General features: G+C 57.5%; 7 protein-coding genes. 3 read left to right on the forward strand and 4 right to left on the reverse strand.

The window, feature by feature from the left end; genetic code table 11:
• Positions 1–95: 95 nt before the first annotated feature.
• Entirely contained in the window at positions 96–1,715 is a 1,620-nt protein-coding gene (locus PspS49_RS23595) for an FMN-binding glutamate synthase family protein (RefSeq protein ID WP_160041673.1), read from the forward strand.
• On the opposite strand, the gene PspS49_RS23600 is transcribed toward PspS49_RS23595, so the two are convergent.
• The 4 genes from PspS49_RS23600 to PspS49_RS23615 all read right to left on the reverse strand — a co-directional run bounded on the left by PspS49_RS23600 (position 1,624) and on the right by PspS49_RS23615 (position 9,170).
• Positions 1,624–3,294 carry a glycosyltransferase family 39 protein gene (locus PspS49_RS23600; RefSeq protein ID WP_150750426.1) on the reverse strand — a complete coding sequence of 557 codons (1,671 nt, stop codon included), beginning with the start codon at positions 3,292–3,294 and terminating at the stop codon, positions 1,624–1,626. The two genes, PspS49_RS23595 and PspS49_RS23600, sit on opposite strands and share 92 nt — an antisense overlap.
• Positions 3,291–3,653 (reverse strand): GtrA family protein, encoded by a 363-nt coding sequence (locus PspS49_RS23605; protein ID WP_127929624.1) that lies wholly within the window; start codon positions 3,651–3,653, stop codon positions 3,291–3,293. Before PspS49_RS23605 ends, PspS49_RS23600 begins: the two co-directional genes overlap by 4 nt.
• 223 nt (positions 3,654–3,876) lie before the next feature.
• The gene (locus tag PspS49_RS23610; protein WP_127929625.1) at positions 3,877–5,298 is read right to left on the reverse strand and encodes an amino acid permease; all 1,422 of its coding nucleotides are present in this window, start codon (positions 5,296–5,298) and stop codon (positions 3,877–3,879) included.
• Between the two features lie 305 nt (positions 5,299–5,603).
• Positions 5,604–9,170, reverse strand: a complete 3,567-nt coding sequence (locus PspS49_RS23615) for a hypothetical protein (RefSeq protein ID WP_160041675.1) — start codon at positions 9,168–9,170, stop codon at positions 5,604–5,606.
• Positions 9,171–9,628: 458 nt separating this feature from the next.
• On the opposite strand from PspS49_RS23615, the gene PspS49_RS23620 reads away from it, so the two are divergent.
• Entirely contained in the window at positions 9,629–12,772 is a 3,144-nt protein-coding gene (locus tag PspS49_RS23620) for a transglycosylase domain-containing protein (protein ID WP_160041677.1), read from the forward strand.
• Positions 12,773–12,964: 192 nt separating this feature from the next.
• Positions 12,965–18,064, forward strand: coding sequence for a DUF6543 domain-containing protein (locus tag PspS49_RS23625; protein ID WP_160041679.1), 5,100 nt, complete (start codon positions 12,965–12,967; stop codon positions 18,062–18,064).
• The last annotated feature ends 48 nt before the right edge of the window (positions 18,065–18,112 follow it).

The following is an 18,112-nucleotide window of genomic DNA, read 5'->3' on the forward strand; positions in this document are numbered from 1 at the left end:
ATATACCGCTATCGCGAGCAGGCTCACTCCTACAGGGGAATGTGTTTATTCCTGAATCTTCGCTGATTATTCCGAGTCCGAACCAAGGAAACCGTATGAGCCTGTCACTCCTGAGCCGCTACGCCTTCTTTGCCGTCTGCGTGATTTTCACCCTCGCCAGCCTGCCTTTTCTCGAACACGACTGGCTGTGGCCGATCACTGCCGTCACCGGCGTGCTGAGCCTGATCGGTCTGTTCGACCTGCTGCAGAGCCCGCACGCCGTGCGCCGCAATTACCCGATCCTCGGCAACATCCGCTATCTGGTTGAAGGCATCCGCCCGGAGATCCGCCAGTATTTGCTGGAGTCCGACAGCGATGCCCTGCCCTTCTCCCGCGCGCAGCGTTCGCTGGTCTATTCGCGAGCGAAAAACGAAACCGCCGACAAACCATTCGGCACGCTGATCGATGTCTATCAATCCGGATTCGAATTCATCGGCCACTCGATGCGCCCGGCACCGCTGAGCGACCCGAGCAGTTTCCGCGTCACCGTCGGCGGCCCGCAGTGCTCGCAGCCGTACTCGGCCTCGGTGTTCAACATCTCGGCGATGAGCTTCGGTTCGCTCAGCGCCAACGCCATCCGCGCGTTGAACCAGGGCGCGAAACTCGGCAACTTCGCCCACGACACCGGTGAGGGCAGCATCAGCCCGTATCACCGCGAACACGGCGGCGACCTGACCTGGGAACTGGGCAGCGGCTATTTCGGCTGCCGCACCAGCGACGGCCGTTTCGACCCGGAACGCTTCGCCACCCAGGCACAGAACCCGCAAGTGCGGATGATCGAAATCAAGATGAGCCAGGGCGCCAAACCCGGCCACGGCGGCATACTGCCCAAGCACAAAGTCACCAAGGAAATCGCCGAAACCCGTGGCATCCTGATGGGCGAAGATTGCGTCTCGCCGTCACGTCACAGTGCGTTTTCCACGCCGATCGAAATGATGCAGTTCATCCAGCAACTGCGTGAACTGTCCGGCGGCAAACCGGTGGGCTTCAAGTTCTGCCTCGGCCATCCGTGGGAGTTCATGGGCATCGCCAAAGCCATGCTGGAAACCGGCATCCTGCCGGACTTCATCGTCGTCGATGGCAAGGAAGGTGGCACCGGCGCCGCACCGGTCGAGTTCACCGATCACATCGGTGTGCCGATGCGCGAAGGCTTGCTCTTCGTCCACAACACCCTGGTCGGCCTCAACCTGCGTGACAAGATCAAACTCGGCGCCAGCGGCAAGATTGTCAGCGCCTTCGACATCGCCAGCGTGCTGGCCATCGGCGCCGACTGGGCCAACTCCGCACGCGGCTTCATGTTCGCCATCGGCTGCATCCAGTCGCAAAGCTGCCACACCAACAAATGCCCGACCGGCGTGGCCACTCAGGACGCTTTGCGCCAACGTGCGCTGGTGGTGCCGGACAAGGCGCAGCGCGTGTTCAACTTCCACCGCAATACCTTGAAGGCTCTGGCGGAAATGCTTGCCGCTGCCGGGCTGGAACATCCATCACAACTGTCGGCCAAGCATCTGGTGCGGCGCATGTCGGCGACCGAGATCAAGTTGTTCTCGCAACTGCATGTGTTCCTGAAACCGGGGGAATTGCTCACCGGGGAAGTGAACGGCGAGTTTTACTCGCGGATGTGGCAGATGGCGCGGGCGGACAGTTTTGAGCCGCAGGAAGTGGCCGTGGCTTAAGTGTGCAATAGGTGCTGGCCTGCGCTGAAGCCGGCACCGAATCGGCAGTAAACAGATACGCAGAAATGTTTCCCCCGTGAATCGTCAACACGGGAGTCCGATCCTTTGCGAACTGTGGCCTGTCAGCATGCAAATCAGCATCTGTGATCCACCAGACTCTTTGGCTGCGGCAATCCAAAACCGTTATCCCATCAATATAAATACTCGCTAAGGGATCTTTGATCAGGCTCAAAAGACCTCGACCGGTCAGCTTCAGGTAATCGTCAATCGATGAGCGCACCTCAAACCGGGGATCAATACCAGTGGTGTCGTAATAAGTGAATGTCGGGTACCAGAACGGGTTAGCAATGATCACCTCATCACCTGGAAGGGCATTCTGATTGAGCCGCTTCACCAACTGACCAAACTCGGTATCTCTGCGGTAATTCGTTCCACTCAAGCCATCTGTCTGCCGGTAAACCGCAGTCAGACCATTTAATTGCACAACAACAAAAAGCAATAAACCAACAGTCGCCAACAACGCTCGACGTCTCCAGATGCCGTCAAGTGCCAACGCTGCAATCATCGCAATGGCGGGCGCCGAAAAAACCAGATATCTAGGAACGAACAGCGGAAGGAATAAGGCAAACACATAGAGCGTTGTCAGCGGAACAAAAAAATAACCAATCGGCAAAAAACGAAAAGGTCGCTTTAGGGAGTAGTCCGCGATGACTGTTGTGGCGCAGAACAGTAAAAGCGCCAGAGGCAGGAGATGCCACGCCGATGCTTGAGAAGCCCCATTTCCCATCAGCGTGAACTGCCAGACTAGCGACAACGCCTCCTGCAGCGTCACCGGTTTGATCCAACCCAAGCCCGTCGTATTCGCAAGTTGAGCAATCAGATGAGGTACCCAAGGCAAATACAGGACCACGACAGTCAGGTTAGCAAGTAGCCATTGCCCTAGGGTAATCGCCATCCCGGGACGGTTATTCCGGCTCAGCCACCAAAACAACCAATGCACCAGTACACACAAACCTGCGAAGTAGTGAGTGTAAAAAGCAGCGCTCATCAGGAGCACGTAGATCACCCCAAAACGGCCTTGCTCCGCAACCCTCGCCCAACAAACCAACGCAACAGTTGCAGCCATCAACCAGCACCCGAGCAAGCTGTACATCCTTACTTCCTGGCTATAGCGCACCGAAATCGGGAGTAACGCCAATAGCAGCGCAGCAATCCATGTCGCCCTGCGCGTTGCAATCAGGCTCATCAACTTGATACACAGTAAAAGAGTGCCGAGATCCGCGAGTGCACTCAACGCCCGGGCAGACAACGCCGAGTCTCCCCACACCGACACCCAGTAGTGCAACAGCATGTAGTAAAGCGGTGGGTGCACATCCCGTGCCGTCAGCGCCCAGATGCGCTCCGGTGTTTCGCGTGCAAGCAGCAGACTATAGGCTTCATCGTTCCAGATGGCGGGTACTGAAATAGCGTAAAACCGTACGAGTAGTGCGAGGATCAAAACGATAGCGAGCGCGAATCGATCAACGAGCACTGGCGTAAAGGCTCGTCTGACAAATGCAACGGCCGCAAAAGTCTTCATAGCCGTTGTCTGCGAAACAATACAAACCTGAAAAAGCTGTACCCCAGCAACAGATTCAGCAGTGTAAACACCGCCACCGTCAGCAATCCCGGCAGATCACGCGTATCGGCGATCGAACCGATGGCAAAACTGAGCGCGCCCATCACCACGATAAACAGCAGATAACCAAGCACCGACGTTCGGCTGTCAAAGGTGTACAGCATGTTCACGTAAAACGAGAACATGGCCGCTACGCAGAAAGCCGCGAAATTGCTGGCGGCTTGGGTCAGTTCGGCAGCCGTGCACAGGACGAAAAAGATCTGCCAATGGATCAATCCATCGGCGATTCCGATAACCGTCAATGCCGAGAATCCCTTCATGCCGGTGCCCCGCTCTTGCCACGTTTGGTGAAGCTTCAACCTAGGCCAAGGCAGGTACCAGGTCTACTGTCAGAAATTACAGGTGCGCGGCTACTTCCGACGAGTGGCCTTCAAACTGCTGCTGAGCTAGCGCAGGAGGCTCAGCTTTGGAGACGATCCGCGGCATGGGCAATAAAAAACCCCGATCTCTCGACCGGGGCTTCGTTTTTTCAGCAGCTACGACTTAAGAGGCCGAACGCGCAGCACCCTGCGTTTCACCGGTCGGTTGCAACTTGAACACATAGAACAACACGGTCAGCAGCACCAGGAACGCCGGCCCCACATACAGCGCCACGCGGGTGTCCGGGAAGTACGCCATCAGTCCGACCACCAGCACCAGAAACGCGAGGGCAAAATACGAGCTGACCGGGTACAGCCACATTTTGTATTTCAGTGCCGCACGTTCGCTGGCGCTCAGGCCTTTGCGGAATTTCAGCTGGGCCAGCAGGATCATCACCCAGGTCCAGATCGCACCGAAGGTGGCAATCGAGGTCACCCAGACGAAGACTTTCTCCGGCACCAGATAGTTGAGCATTACGCCCAAGAGCAACACCGCAATCGACAGCAACAGCGCTCGACGCGGTACACCATTATTCGATGTTTTGGCAAAACCGGCCGGGGCCTGGCCGTTCTGCGCCAGGCTGTAGAGCATGCGCCCGGTACTGAAGATGCCGCCGTTGCACGACGACAGCGCGGCGGTGATCACCACGAAGTTGATGATGCCGGCGGCGGTCTTGATGCCCAGACGCTCAAAGGTCATCACGAACGGACTGCCCTGCGTGCCGATCTCGTTCCACGGGTAGATCGACAGAATCACGAACAGTGCGCCGACGTAGAACAACAGGATCCGCCAGAACACCGAGCCGATCGCATCAGGAATGGTCTTTTGCGGATTCTTCGCTTCACCGGCGGTCAGGCCGATCATCTCGACACCGAGGTAGGCGAACATGACCATTTGCAGGGACATCAGCACACCGGTCACGCCATTGGGCATGAAACCGCCATGGGCCCACAGATTGGAGATCCCCAGGGCCACGCCGTCATTGCCGAAACCGAACGCGATGATGCCGATGCCGCCGATGACCATGGCGATGATGGTGACGATCTTGATCAGCGCGAACCAGAATTCGAACTCACCGAAGGCTTTCACCGCGATCAGGTTGATCGAGCCCATGCTGATCAACGCCGCGAGGGCCCAGATCCAGCGCGGCACATCGGGAAACCAGATGCCCATGTACACGGCCACCGCGGTGATTTCCGCGACGCAAGTCACCAGCCACAGGAACCAGTAGTTCCAGCCAGTGAGAAAGCCTGCCAGCGGGCCGAGGTAGTCTTGTGCGTAACGGCTGAACGAACCGGCCACCGGGTTGTGCACGGCCATCTCGCCGAGGGCGCGCATGATCACCAGGATCGCCAGACCACCCAGAATGTACGAAAGCATGATCGCCGGGCCGGCCATTTCAATGGCCTTGGCCGAACCTAGAAACAGACCGACGCCGATGCAGGCACCGAGCGCCATCAGGCGAATATGCCGTTCGCCGAGTTCGCGTTTGAGCGGACCGCCCTGAGCGGTACCGCCGTGAGGCAGGTGATTGCCAGTTGGCATAGGGGGACAACCTCGTCTTGTTATTGGATATGACCACCGAGTATCGAAGCGTCGGCCGATAAGCCTTGGCTGCTGTGAAACCGCGCCGGCCTCGTGGGCCGACACGTCTTGCAGGATGACCTGAAAGATCAGCGGGGCGTGCAGTATAAAAACCTTGCTGCAGGTCTTTTCACTCTATAAATCACAAGATTCAGCGGGAGTTGTCGCGAATTTGCCAACAGACCGAGGTGATCAACTGGCAAATGTAGGAAAACTCGCCACCAAAAAAGGCGGCGAGTATTGCACAAGGATGGTGCAGCGTCACATCAGCCTGCCGTCGCACCGACTATCGTCATCACTGGCCTGTTCACTACTTTCATCACTTTGTAGTCAGAGTACACCTCCACGACCGTCTCCGGCGGCGTTCGCCATCCAGGCACTGCTGAGGAGTGTTTACCGATTCTGGGCCCCCCCTGGACGGACTGAAAGTGCAGTTTCCAGGCACTCGTCTGGCGGTCGTACTTCATAAATGCAAATCCGGTAAGTAACGAATCTGCCCTACCGTTTGCGTCCACGCGAAATCCATAATCCTGAAATTCCATGGACGTGCTAAGACCCCAACCATGCTCGCCCGCAGGAAGGCCATTGTACTGAGCGAATTCTTTTGCTCCTTCAACGTGCCTGACCCGTAGCAGATTAGTATCCAACTGGTCGACCACCAACGAACAGCCAGTGAAATCAGGTGTGAATAGATAATCCGGTTGACCCCATTCGGGATGAACCGGTATATCCACGTAGCCTCCCTGGGGCATCCAATAACCACTGACGGCATTCGCGCCCACAGGAAGTTTGTTGATTTCAAGGTCATGTATTTTCAATGCATTGAATTCCTTCCCGACCGAGTTCGCAGGCTGGATCCGCTCCATTACAAAAAAGAAATTTGCACCGCCGTCTGTTCTGGCTAACTGTGCTTTGATCGAGGCGCTATATTCAGAGGCGTTCGTCGTCAAGCTCCCCACGACCGACAATCGACTGAATTCAGTTGCTGACAGCGCCTGATGAATGCTGGTGCGTTGGATCGAATAATGCGTAGTCGACTTTTGTCCCCAATCAAAAGGCAGGTGCGCCGTTTGACGATTATTGATGGTTTCAATGACAGGCTCCCACAAACCGTTGGGCAGTCGCCCACGCGTAAACACCAAGTCGAGTCCCAGTGCATTGCGGGATGTGTGCACGAGCCGGGCTGCAAAACTCGCGCTCTCATCAACAATCGCGCCTGCCGGGATTTCCGTCGCACCTGCTGAAAGGTCGCCGCCGCGCAGAGACACCGGCTGCCATTGATCTGGCGCCACTTGCCAGAGCCGGCTGCCATGCGCCCGATTGGTTACGCGATCGACAAGGATGACATCCGTCAGATCTGCGCTCAGGGAGAAATCATTTTTGATCTGGTAAAAAGCCTCTTGGCCTGTCCCATCAATGTTACGAATGTAAAAGCTCTGCCCGTCGGTGCTTCGAAAAATACCTCTGGCATTGGCTTCAAGACCGGCAATGACCGAGGATTTGACAGTGAAACGTCCCATCTCGGCGTTGCCGAACCCGCCAGATCCGGAGGGCCGAAAGTTGCCCGGTGCGCCATACAGCCGTTGGGTCCGGGTGTTATATGGATGCCAGCTACTGCCTTTCAATACACCCACGCTCTCAATACTTTGCTCACCCACTTTAAAGGTGCCCAGCGCTGCCGGCCCGTGCTGTTTGCTGACGCCAATCAGCAAGTCGTACCCAAACACAGCATCTCGAAACTTGTCGAACTGCTGCAAGCCTTTGACCCCCACATATTTGATCCCCGCCCCCAGAAGCTTCCCACCTGCCACCAGTACACTCAGCGGGTTGAGTTCGCCAATGACAAGCACGCCAATGATTTTCGCGGCCTTGAGCGCTTGACGAAGTGCCGAGGTTGTCGTGGCCGCCACTTTTGTCAACTTTGCCGCGACACTCACGCCAGCGGTGACGAAACCCAATACGTCGAGGAACAGATCAATTGCACCATCTGCGTATTTGCCGTCGATAAAATTGCTGACGGCCGATTTGAAGGGGATCAGGTTGAGTAGAAACTGCACGCGCGAATTCAGCACCGCGAGTTCTTTGTCCCACGTGGTCTGGCCTTCAGCCGCTTTGCGAATATCTTCATTGTCGAAATCAAGATGTTCGACAAAAGCATCGGCAATGATGTGAGATCTGTTGCTGGAATAATTGCTGGGGACGGGAAAAATCCCGGACGAGGAAAATATCTGCTTCAGATGCTCGGCATGTTTATTATTGGCAGGCTGGAAAAGTCTCACACCATACGACACGCTCGGGATATGCACGTCGACCCGATCTTCAGAAATGGCAGGATCCGACGCTCGCCTGGTGATTGATGCCGCACCCAGATCGATACAATACACCGAGACTTTTTTATCAATGCCTCGCTCGACTCTCAACGTCAGAGTCTGGTTGGAGTTGGTAATTTTCCTGTTCCAGAAATCCGTAGCCAACTTGATGGTCTTGTCCTGATAGAAATCGATCTTGCCATACTCGAGGTTCTCTCGGTCTTCGAGCGGCAACTCGGATATCAGACGACGTACGCTCATCTGAGTACCCTTTTTGAGGTTATTCAGCGTCGTCTCAAACTCATGATCGAACGTCTCTGGCACACGCAAGTCCATCGTGTTGATGGTGTGAAGATGTTGCACCAGAAACGGGTCGCGGGTATCCCATTTGAACCCCCCACGCATCATTGCCGCGTCCAGCAGTGTATGCAGTTTGCCTTTCGCTACCGGGGTGCCCGATGCTGCCGCCCAATTCGCGTCGCTATCAAGGACGCGCTCTTCAATTGGAAAGCCTTTGCCGAACTTCTTCTCCAGTGCGACCCGGGCTATTTTCTCGCGATTGGGAAACTCACTGCTTAGCAGCATTGGCGTGTTGAGTCGGTCGGCCAACTCGCTATTGAACGTTTCTTTCAACTCGCGAAGTTGTGCTTCGGTATAACTTTCAACCTCTTTCCTGTTCATCAGACCATGGACGACGCTCCAATCTGCCAAGGTGATTGTCTGGGCGTACTGCGCAACCGCCGGATCGCGCAACGCCGCACTTTCGGCGTAGACCATGACCTGGGCAAACGTCATGTTTGCGACCTTTCCCGGCGACTGGGCTTCGATGGTCGCTGCGGCAACTGCCAGGTTGAACCATGCAGGGCCGCCGTACTTGACGCCGGCAGGAGTATTTTTGATCAGGAACACGGGAGCGTTTTTCGCCAGCAAAATGTAGGCGCCCAAACCGGACATTTCGGGGTTGCTGCTGAGCTCTTTGATCAGATGTTCGCGCAGTTTGTCGAACACTGCTGTAACCGGTTTTCCCCAATGTTGCTTACTGTCCAGATCGAAACCCGCGACGCTATTGCGTTTATGGATTTCAATCGACTGCGGATCAAGATGCAGTTGAACAGCGGCCAGTGCGTAGTCGTTGACGCTGACATCCGAGGCGTAACCTTTCAAGCGGGTTTGCACCGCCAGCCCCAGTGCCTGGCCGCGAGCTCCGGCAATCAGGGTTTCCACTGCCTTGGCTGGATCGCGCAATGTTTCGGGGCTGAGCGGTTGCTCTATGTTGAGAAGTTCCAGCAGTCCTTGACCCGGCCGTGGCAAGTCATCAAGACCCTCGATATAAACCCGGACAGCTTCCAGTACTTGCTTCTTTTGGTCGACACTTAAAGGAATCTGCCAGGATAAAGCGCCGGCAAAATCACCCAGTGCGGAAGGCAAAACCTTTTCGGCTTCAAGTCTTACGGACTCAATATTACTTGTCTCACTATCAGACGCCGAAACAACATTCGACACAGAGTCGTTGGACTCAGACATACACTACTCCTCGTGAATTAAAACAAGGAAAAAGTAAACATGCAAAATTCTCAAAACAACAGTCGACAAGCATTACCAATTAAGTGTTTTACCAACTGTATATAAAGTTTAACCAGCATCTCTTCAAACAACCCGCACTGATTCACAGGCCAAACTATCAACCTCAAGCGCGCGAAAGCGCAAACAGCCAGAAAACCCAAGACCATAAAACTTTATCCACTTATGTTTTTTGTAAACTTTCATACTCACCATTGAATATAAGAACACTCATGTTTTTAACCACCAGCAACCCGTCCAGATTATTGGAGCGGCAACCTCTGCAACGTCGCCACTCATCGAGGGCTGGAGCCTCGTCAGCGCTTCGATGCTCAGCGCCCGCACAATTCCCTCGCCACTCGCCAACCACCGTCTAAGCTTCAGACAAGTCCGATCAATCTGCGTGAATGGATCAATCGACTATGGGCGCTTTGTGGCAAACCGATTCGAGTAAAGCCGTGGTTCCGACTGAACGAGTGGATGAAGCGCCTGTCCCTGAAAAAACCCGCCGCAATCGGCATGGGTGGAAGGCTTTCTGGTTGTTGCTGGTGATTATCGCGATCGTGGTGGGGCTGGCCGCGTCCAAGGAAATGCGCACCTCGCGCTTTCAGTCACGCGAGCTCAGCCAGTACGCGGCGTCACTGACCTACCATCTGGAACCCGGTCCCAGCGAAGCGATTCGCTATCCGGGCAATGGACCATTCGATCTGCGTCTGGGCTACAGCTCCCTTGATGAATTCCTGCCGCGCTTGCTCAAACGCAATTACGTCGTGACCGAGCAGACGCGTTTTTCGCCGGCCCTGCTCAGCTACACCGACAAAGGCCTGTTCGTACCGTATTCGGAGAAGATCCAGGCCGGGCTGTCGATCACCGATTGCCGCGCCGCGCCGCTGTACAAGTACAACTATCCGCAACAACTGTACGCCGACTTCGCCGCTATTCCGCCCGTGGTAGTCAGCAGCCTGTTGTTCATCGAAAACCGTTTCCTGCTCGACCCGAAACAACCGTTGGCCAACCCGGCGGTAGACTGGCCGCGCTTCGGCATGGCGGCGTGGTCGCAAGTGGCGAAATTGCTGCGCTTGCCCGGCCAGTCTGCGGGCGGCAGCACGCTGGCGACGCAGCTGGAAAAGTACCGCCACTCTCCGGATGGCCTGACGGTGTCCGGTGCGGAAAAACTGCGGCAGATGATGTCCGCCAGCGTGCGCGCCTATCAGCCCGGCCCGCAGACCTTGGGGGCACGGCAGAACATCGTGCGTGACTACCTCAACAGCGTGCCGCTCTCGGCGGTGCCGGGGCATGGCGAAGTGCATGGCATGGCGGAAGGGTTGCGGGTCTGGTACGGCAGCGACTTCAAGCAGGCCAACGAACAGTTGAACAGCCCGGCGACCGATCCGAAAACCATGGCCGCCAAAGGTCTGGCCCTGCGCGAGATGTTGTCGCTGATGATCGCCCAGCGCCGCCCTTCGTATTATCTGACCAAGGGCCGCGAGGAACTCGCTGATCTCACCGACAGCCATTTGCGTCTGCTCAAACAGAACGCGGTGATCGATGGCGCATTGGCCGATGCCGCCCTTGCCAGCAAGGTCAGCTACCGCGACTGGCAGACCCAGCCGACCATGCAGCCCATCGAAACCAACAAGGGCATCAGCGCCGCCCGCAGTCGTCTGGCGAGCATGCTCAACCGGCCGCTGTACGACCTCGACCGCCTCGATCTGTCAGCCACGAGTACCCTTCAGGGCGAGCTGCAAACCCAGGCCACCGCGTACCTGAAAAAACTTGCCGACCCGGCCTATGCCGCTGAAATCGGCCTGCTCGGCGAACGCTTGCTGACGCCGACCAGTACCACGCAAGTGCGCTACAGCTTCACCCTTTTCGAACTGACCCCGGACGGCTCACGGGTGCGAGTGCAGACTGACAGCACCGACCAGCCCTTCGACATCAACGAAGGCAGCAAACTCGAACTCGGCTCAACGGCGAAAATGCGTGTGCTCACCACCTACCTGCAAATCATCGCCGAACTGCACGACAAGTATGGGGCGATGAGCGTGCCGGAGTTGAAGAAAGTCGAAGTCCCCGATCAGGATCGCCTGAGCCAGTGGGTCATCGATTACCTGATTCAAAACAAGGATCACGACCTGTCGAAGCTGCTCGGCGCCGCACTCGATCGCAAATACTCGGCGAGCCCCGGCGAGGCATTCTTCACCGGCGGCGGCTTGCACACGTTCCACAACTTTCGCAAGGAAGACAACGGCCGCCTACCGACCCTGCGCGATGCCCTGCGCGAGTCGATCAACCTGCCGTTCATTCGCCTGATGCGCGATCTGGTGCGTTACACCACCTATTCCGGCCCCAACAACAGTGCCGAATTGCTCAAGGATGATCGCGACCCGCGTCGCCAGGAATACCTGGCCAGTTTCGCCGACCGCGAAGGCACCTCGTTCCAGCTCAAGTTCTGGAAAAAATACAAAAACAAAGACACCCAGGCGCGCCTCGACACCTTCCTCGACAGCATGCGTCCGACGCCGATCCGCATGGCTGCCGTGCATCGCTATTTGTTGCCCGATGCCAGTCAGGAAGACTTCAACACCTTCGTGCGCTCACACCTCAAAGGCGCCAAGCTCAGCGAAAAACTCACCGACGATCGCCTGATCCGCCTCTACGATTCCTACGGCCCCGGCAGTTACGATTTGCCCGATCAAGGCTTTATCGCCAAGGTGCACCCGCTGGACCTGTGGATGATCGGCTACCTGCTCCACCACCCTGACGCGACCTTCGGCGAGATCGTCAAGGCCAGCCATTTCGAACGTCAGGAAGTCTACAGCTGGCTGTTCAAAAGCAAGCACAAGGGCGCCCGCGACAGCCGTATTCGCACCATGCTCGAGATCGAGGCGTTCCTCGATATTCACCAGCGCTGGCAGAAAGTCGGTTATCCGTTCGATCACCTGGTGCCGTCGCTGGCCACCGCCATTGGCAGCTCCGGCGATCGCCCCGCCGCACTCGCCGAATTGATCGGCACCATCCTCAATGACGGCGTGCGCATGCCGACATTGCGCATCGACAGCCTGCACTTTGCCGCCGACACGCCGTACGAAACGCAGCTGGTCAACGACCCGCATGTCGGCAAGCGAGTGATGCCGGTGGAAGTGGCCAGAGCAATGCGCGAGGCGCTGTCGCAAGTGGTCGATGCCGGTACGGCAAAACGTGTTTCCGGCAGTTTCAAACTGGCCGATGGCAGCCCGCTGGCCATGGGTGGCAAAACCGGGACCGGCGACAACCGCATCGAGGCCATTGGCTCGGGCGGACGCATCCTCAGTTCGAAGTCGATCAACCGCACGGCGACCTTCGTGTTCTACATCGGCGACCACCATTTCGGCACCCTCACCGCGTTCGTTCCGGGGCGTTCGGCGGAGAACTTCAAGTTCACCTCGGCCCTGCCTACACAGGTGCTCAAGGGCATGGCGCCGATTCTCACGCCGTATCTGCAACCGGGCAGCGACTCGCAATGCAAGCCGACGCAAACCGCCAGCGTGGCAATGCTCGAGGCACAGCGTCCTACAGCGAGGTAACAAATCGTGTCGGGGCATTCGGAATCAGGGTGACGTTTTTTCTCGGCGGTGGGTGGTACTTATGTATTTCTCAGATTCGAATTTTCGTCGGGTTAGCCGCCCGCCAAGTCGTTTGCCTCCCGATCTTTGAACTTTTGTTTTGCCCTGCCGTGGGTAGGCTGATCACTCCTCAACAATCAAGGATGATTGGCCATGTCTCTCGCTCCCCTGCCTGCCGAACTCGCGGACAAAGGACGGCACTACGAATTCATCAAAGCCGCCGTCGACGACAGCTTCAAGAACGCCACCCTCGGTCGTGCCAACGCCCTGGCAGCCGCGCCACTGACGAACCCTGCCTGGTACAGCACTGCGCCCGCCGCCTACCGGAAGAAACTCGCCGCCGCCAACCTCAAGGCCTGGGGTTCGCAGAACCAGGTGGATCATCTGCTGGCGAAAACCGACCTGTATGCCTTCGCCGAACCATTGCTCAAGGCAAGAATCAAGGAGCGTCACGGCATTGAGCCGGATGTCAAAAAAACGTGGCTACGCCTGTACCTTCCCACGAACAGTGACTCCGACGGTGCCAAGACCCGCACCGTCTCGGTACTGGACGCCGCCCTGCATAATTTCGCCCGCAATGAAACGCTTGGCCATGGCTCGGACTACATCAGCGAACCCGACGAGCGCGGTTTGTTCAATGTCGTGCCGATCAAAAGCGTCATGCCCATCAACCAGTTTCAAACGCTGTGCCGGGAGCTGGACATCGGTGCGCAGTACAAAAAGCATCTAGAGAGCTACCTGCTGCCCGGCGAACCGCTGGCCGAAAGCGTTCTGCAACACAAAGTGACTCAAAGCCAGAAAGACGCTCTCGCCGTCGCGGCGCAACTGGCGCTGATCAAGGATGACGTCCCGTACGACGCCTACAAAATGGTGTTGGGTCTGGCCGAAAACAAACCGCAACTGTTACTCAATGGCCGCTCAATGCAGTGCGCGGACCTGTCGCTGCTCGGTACGCGACTGACCGGGATCCTGCTGCTGACCCATGCGCAGCCGGACAACCGCGGCATTAATCGCCTGATTGTCTACATCCCCCACGACCCCGATCATCCGCTCAAGGAATACGACTCGCTGAAAGCGTTCCGGGAAGAGTTAGCGCGCCAGTTGCGCGAAGACCGTTTCAGCGACACGACCCGACAGACCTATCGTCAGTTTTTCAGCCAGTTCGTCGATCAACAGCAGCGCGGACACTTCTTCGCTGAACTCGAACAACGCCTGTTCATCACGCGCTACCACCACCGACAGGATCCGACCGATCAGCGACCGGCATGGCGCAAGGATCCCGTGAGCAACCCCAACCTGCGATTCAGTCGGGTGAAACTGCAAGGCGATTACTGGCGCCACGCCTATCAGCAAAAACTCAACAAGATCCTCAACGACGCCCCGGAAATCGCCGTTTCCACTGCCGACGCCGACAGTAAGGCGCGCGACGCCTGGTGGGACAACTTCAAGAAAATCCTCTCGGAGATCTTCAATGTCGCCCTGTTGATTGCCACGCCATTCGTACCGGGGCTGGGCGAATTGATGCTGGCTTACACCGTCTACCAACTGACCACCGAAGTCATCGAAGGCATTGTCGATCTGGCCGAAGGTCTGTGGCAGCAAGCCGCCGATCATGTCATCGGCGTGGTGACCAGCGTTATTCAGCTGGCGGCTTTTGGTGCGGGCGCGGAAATCGCCAGTGCCTTCAAAATCAAACTGTCACCGCTGGTCGAGGGCATGAAACCGGTGCGCTTGCCCGATGGCAAACCGACGCTGTGGCACCCCGACCTCGGCCCTTATGAACACAAGAGCCTGCAACTCAATGCCGCCTCGAAACCCGACTCTCATGGCCTGCACAACCGCGGCCGCGAACGCATTCTGCCGCTCGAGGGCAAGCTCTACAGTGTGGAAAAAGCCTCGACGCGTGCCGACATAAAAACCTACCGGGTCAACCATCCCGAGCGAGCCAATGCGTACAAACCGATCATTGAACACAACGAGCACGGCGCCTGGCGACATGAGGCGGAAAACCCGGCGGACTGGGAGGAGCAAGCCCTGATGCCGCGCCTGGGCCACCGCGCCGAGCGCTTCTCGCCGACGCAGCTGGAGCAGATCCGCATCAGCAGCGGCACCGGGCACGAACAGCTGCGCCGCATGCACAGCGCCAGCAGCGCACCACCACCGTTACTGGCCGACGGTCTCAAGCGTTTTTCGGCTTACGATGACGCGAGGATTGCCAGTGCCAATATTCGCGCCGGCCGGCCGATCGCAGCCGAGTCGGACTGGTTCGAACCGATCGTCACCAGCCTGCCCGGCTGGCCGCGCCAACGGGCGATGAACGTGCTGTACGAGCATCTCGATGGCTATTCGCGCCGGTACGGAAATCCGACGGCCAGCCCGGCCGACACCCTGACGATCACCCAGTCCGAACTCAATGCCGGGCACTTGCCGGAGCGGCTGGTGAGGTTTCTGAATGACGCGCAAATGCGCGCTTTGCTGGGGCGCGAGGTGCCCTCGGCGGAGCGTGTGCAAGCGCTGCGCAATGTGCTTGCCGATGCCGTCGACAAACGCCAGACGGAGGTGTCCATGCGCCTCTATCAAGCGAGCGAACGATCCAGCAAGCCTGAGGCAGGCGTCCTGCGCAAAACGTTTCCTGAACTGCCGTTGCCACTGAGTGAAAAACTTCTGGCCGAGGCCAGTGCTGCCGAGTTGCAACGCACGGTGAACGAAAAACGCCTGCCACTGCGCCTCAAGACTGAAGCACGAGAACTGGATTTTGAAGCCAGGGCCAGCCGTGCCTACGACGGTTTCTATCGCGACGATCAACTGTCTGCCGACACCGAACGGCTCGCGTTGGGGACCTTGCGCATTCACACTGACACCTTTGCCAACCTGCGCATCGAGGTACGCGACGGCACGCACGACGGGCCGTTGCGTTGCAGCGTCGGAGCGGAAGACGCCAGTACCCTCAGAAGCCTGATCAGAGATGAACACGGCCGCTACGAAGTGTTCGACGCTAACCACCGGTCGCTGCACGGCGCCGATGATTTCTATGAATCGATGCTGCATGCGGTACCGGCTGAAACACTGTCAAGCGTGGGCTACCGGCAAGGTCAGGGCCAAGCGTTGAAATTGTGGCTGATGGAGCAGTCGGCCGCTCCCGCTGAACGCCGCAGCGTGCTGGCAGACCCGCCGATTCGCCCGGTGATCACTATCGAAACCGAAACGCTGGTACGTGGCTTGCCCCGGCTTCTCCGTGCATCGACCCGGGAGGAAAAAATCAGCGACCTGTATCCGTCAATGAACCCCAGGGAAGTGGCCTCGTTCCTTGAGGTGTTGCAGCGCCGGGGCGACCCGGATGAAGCCATCGCACGCCTGCACCAGGAGCTCAAGGAGCTGCGCAGCGAACTGGATAACTGGCGCAACAGTTTTCCTCCCGAGGTGGATCCAGAGACAGGCTACGCCGGCGTGTCATCGGACTATCTGCACAATGGCGGCGAAATGATCGAGCAACAGCTGATCGAGTGCTTCCAGCGCCAAAGCACGTTTTTCGACGAGCGCAGCGTCCATCCAGAGGAAGGCTACACACTGGATTTGTCCGCCGAGCTCCAAGGCAAAAAACTCGAACCCTGGTGGAATGCGCTGCGCAAGCGCCCGAAAATGAAACAGTACTTCGATCGCATCACGGCCCTCAGACTCGACCGGGCGCAACTTTCTGCAGATCCCAGTGCGCTGCTGAGCAGTTTCCCCAACCTTCGCCAATTGAGCGCCCGCAAGTGTGAGTTGCAGGAACTGCCTTCGATCCTCGGATTGATGCGCCCGCTGAGGGTTCTGGATCTGGCTGATAATCGAATCAGACTGAGTGCTGACTCCACGCAACAGCTCGCAGGCCTGACAGAGCTGCGAACGCTGAATCTGAACGGCAACCCTTTGACCCTGCCACCTGACGTCGGGCGTATGGAATATCTGACCGAGCTGAATCTGGCCAATACCGGCATCGAGAGCTGGCCCGAAGGCCTGTTCACGGTCAATGACCTGGACAAACAGCGGCCACGCAGTTTCATGCTGGACATGCGCGCAGCGCCCATCAAGACCTTACCCAAAGTCACTCCCGGTTCCAGTCAGGCGCACATTCTCGGTCGCGCGCGTTTCGATACCGGGCGGCTGTCCAACGAGGATCGCGTGCGCTATGGCACCTACCGCAAATCCGTAGGCATGGCGTTTGTGCAGGACTATTCAGCGGCGGCCGATGACGAGATCAGTCACTGGAAATTGTTTCCTCAGGAACAATCCCCTTTCAGCCCTTCAGCAGCGTTCAGCAAATACCGCGAAGAATCCTGGCATGACCTCATGGCCGAGCCCGATTCCGGCGGTTTTTTCGCCATGATCCGCAAACTGCGAGAAAGCGCCGATTACCGCTTCGACCAGGGTCGCCGACGCTTGACTCAGCGTGTCTGGGAAATGGTCGATGCCGCAGCGCTGGACGCAAAACTGCGCGGGAAGCTGTTCAAGCAGATCGTGTCGCCGAAAGATTGCGGCGATTTCGGTGCGCAGTTGTTCAACTCGCTGGGCATGAAGGTGCTGGTGTCCAAGGCCTACGCAGAATCCACCTCAGCCGCCATGCTTGAGGACAAACTCGTGCGCCTGGCCCACAGCGCGGCGCGCTTGAATCGGGTGACCGACGAAGCGGTGTTCGAATACAAGACACAAGCAAGGCTGAACGAAGAGGACCCGCGCAATCTTGCGCCGGATGAAGTCGAAGTGCACATGGCCTTCGAAACGGGGCTGGCTGAACGTCTGCAATTACCCTGGCAGACCGAAGGCATGCTGTACCGGCCTCGTTCGGGCGTGACCGACGAAAAGATCAACAACGCCTACGACAGGATCATTGCCGGTGAACGCGGCGATGGTCTGGTCAACGGCATGCTCGATCTGTATTACGGCAAGTTCTGGGAAAAGTATTTGCGCAAGACTTATCCGGAGGAGATCGCACGCAATGATCTTGCGTTTCGTCCCAAGGAGGACTTGCTCGCAGAACTGAAAGAGGCAAAGGCTGAATGGGCCTTCCCGAACGAGCAAACCAATCTGCACACACTCACCGCCCGGATCGAGGACCTGGCCAGACAGCTGGGTATTCCTGACGCCCTGGAGCTGTTCGACGATGCGCCGCTGAGCGATAAACTTTATAAAGAGCTGTATGACGGTATCAGCTCGCAACGCAAGGAGTTGTTGCGGCGCTGGACCCGTGAAGCAATGGCCAGAGCCGGCCTCTGACGGCGCCGCTTGTCAACTCGGCCAGCGCCGCCGAAGGCTGGCCGGGAT

Source organism: Pseudomonas sp. S49, assembly GCF_009866785.1.
Lineage (GTDB): Bacteria > Pseudomonadota > Gammaproteobacteria > Pseudomonadales > Pseudomonadaceae > Aquipseudomonas.

Coding starts and splice junctions, on each gene's coding strand:
- PspS49_RS23615 (WP_160041675.1), bottom strand. CDS start 9,170: ATGTCTGAGTCCAACGACTCTGTGTCGAATGTTGTTTCGGCGTCTGAT.
- PspS49_RS23600 (WP_150750426.1), bottom strand. CDS start 3,294: ATGAAGACTTTTGCGGCCGTTGCATTTGTCAGACGAGCCTTTACGCCA.
- PspS49_RS23620 (WP_160041677.1), top strand. CDS start 9,629: ATGGGCGCTTTGTGGCAAACCGATTCGAGTAAAGCCGTGGTTCCGACT.
- PspS49_RS23595 (WP_160041673.1), top strand. CDS start 96: ATGAGCCTGTCACTCCTGAGCCGCTACGCCTTCTTTGCCGTCTGCGTG.
- PspS49_RS23605 (WP_127929624.1), bottom strand. CDS start 3,653: ATGAAGGGATTCTCGGCATTGACGGTTATCGGAATCGCCGATGGATTG.
- PspS49_RS23610 (WP_127929625.1), bottom strand. CDS start 5,298: ATGCCAACTGGCAATCACCTGCCTCACGGCGGTACCGCTCAGGGCGGT.
- PspS49_RS23625 (WP_160041679.1), top strand. CDS start 12,965: ATGTCTCTCGCTCCCCTGCCTGCCGAACTCGCGGACAAAGGACGGCAC.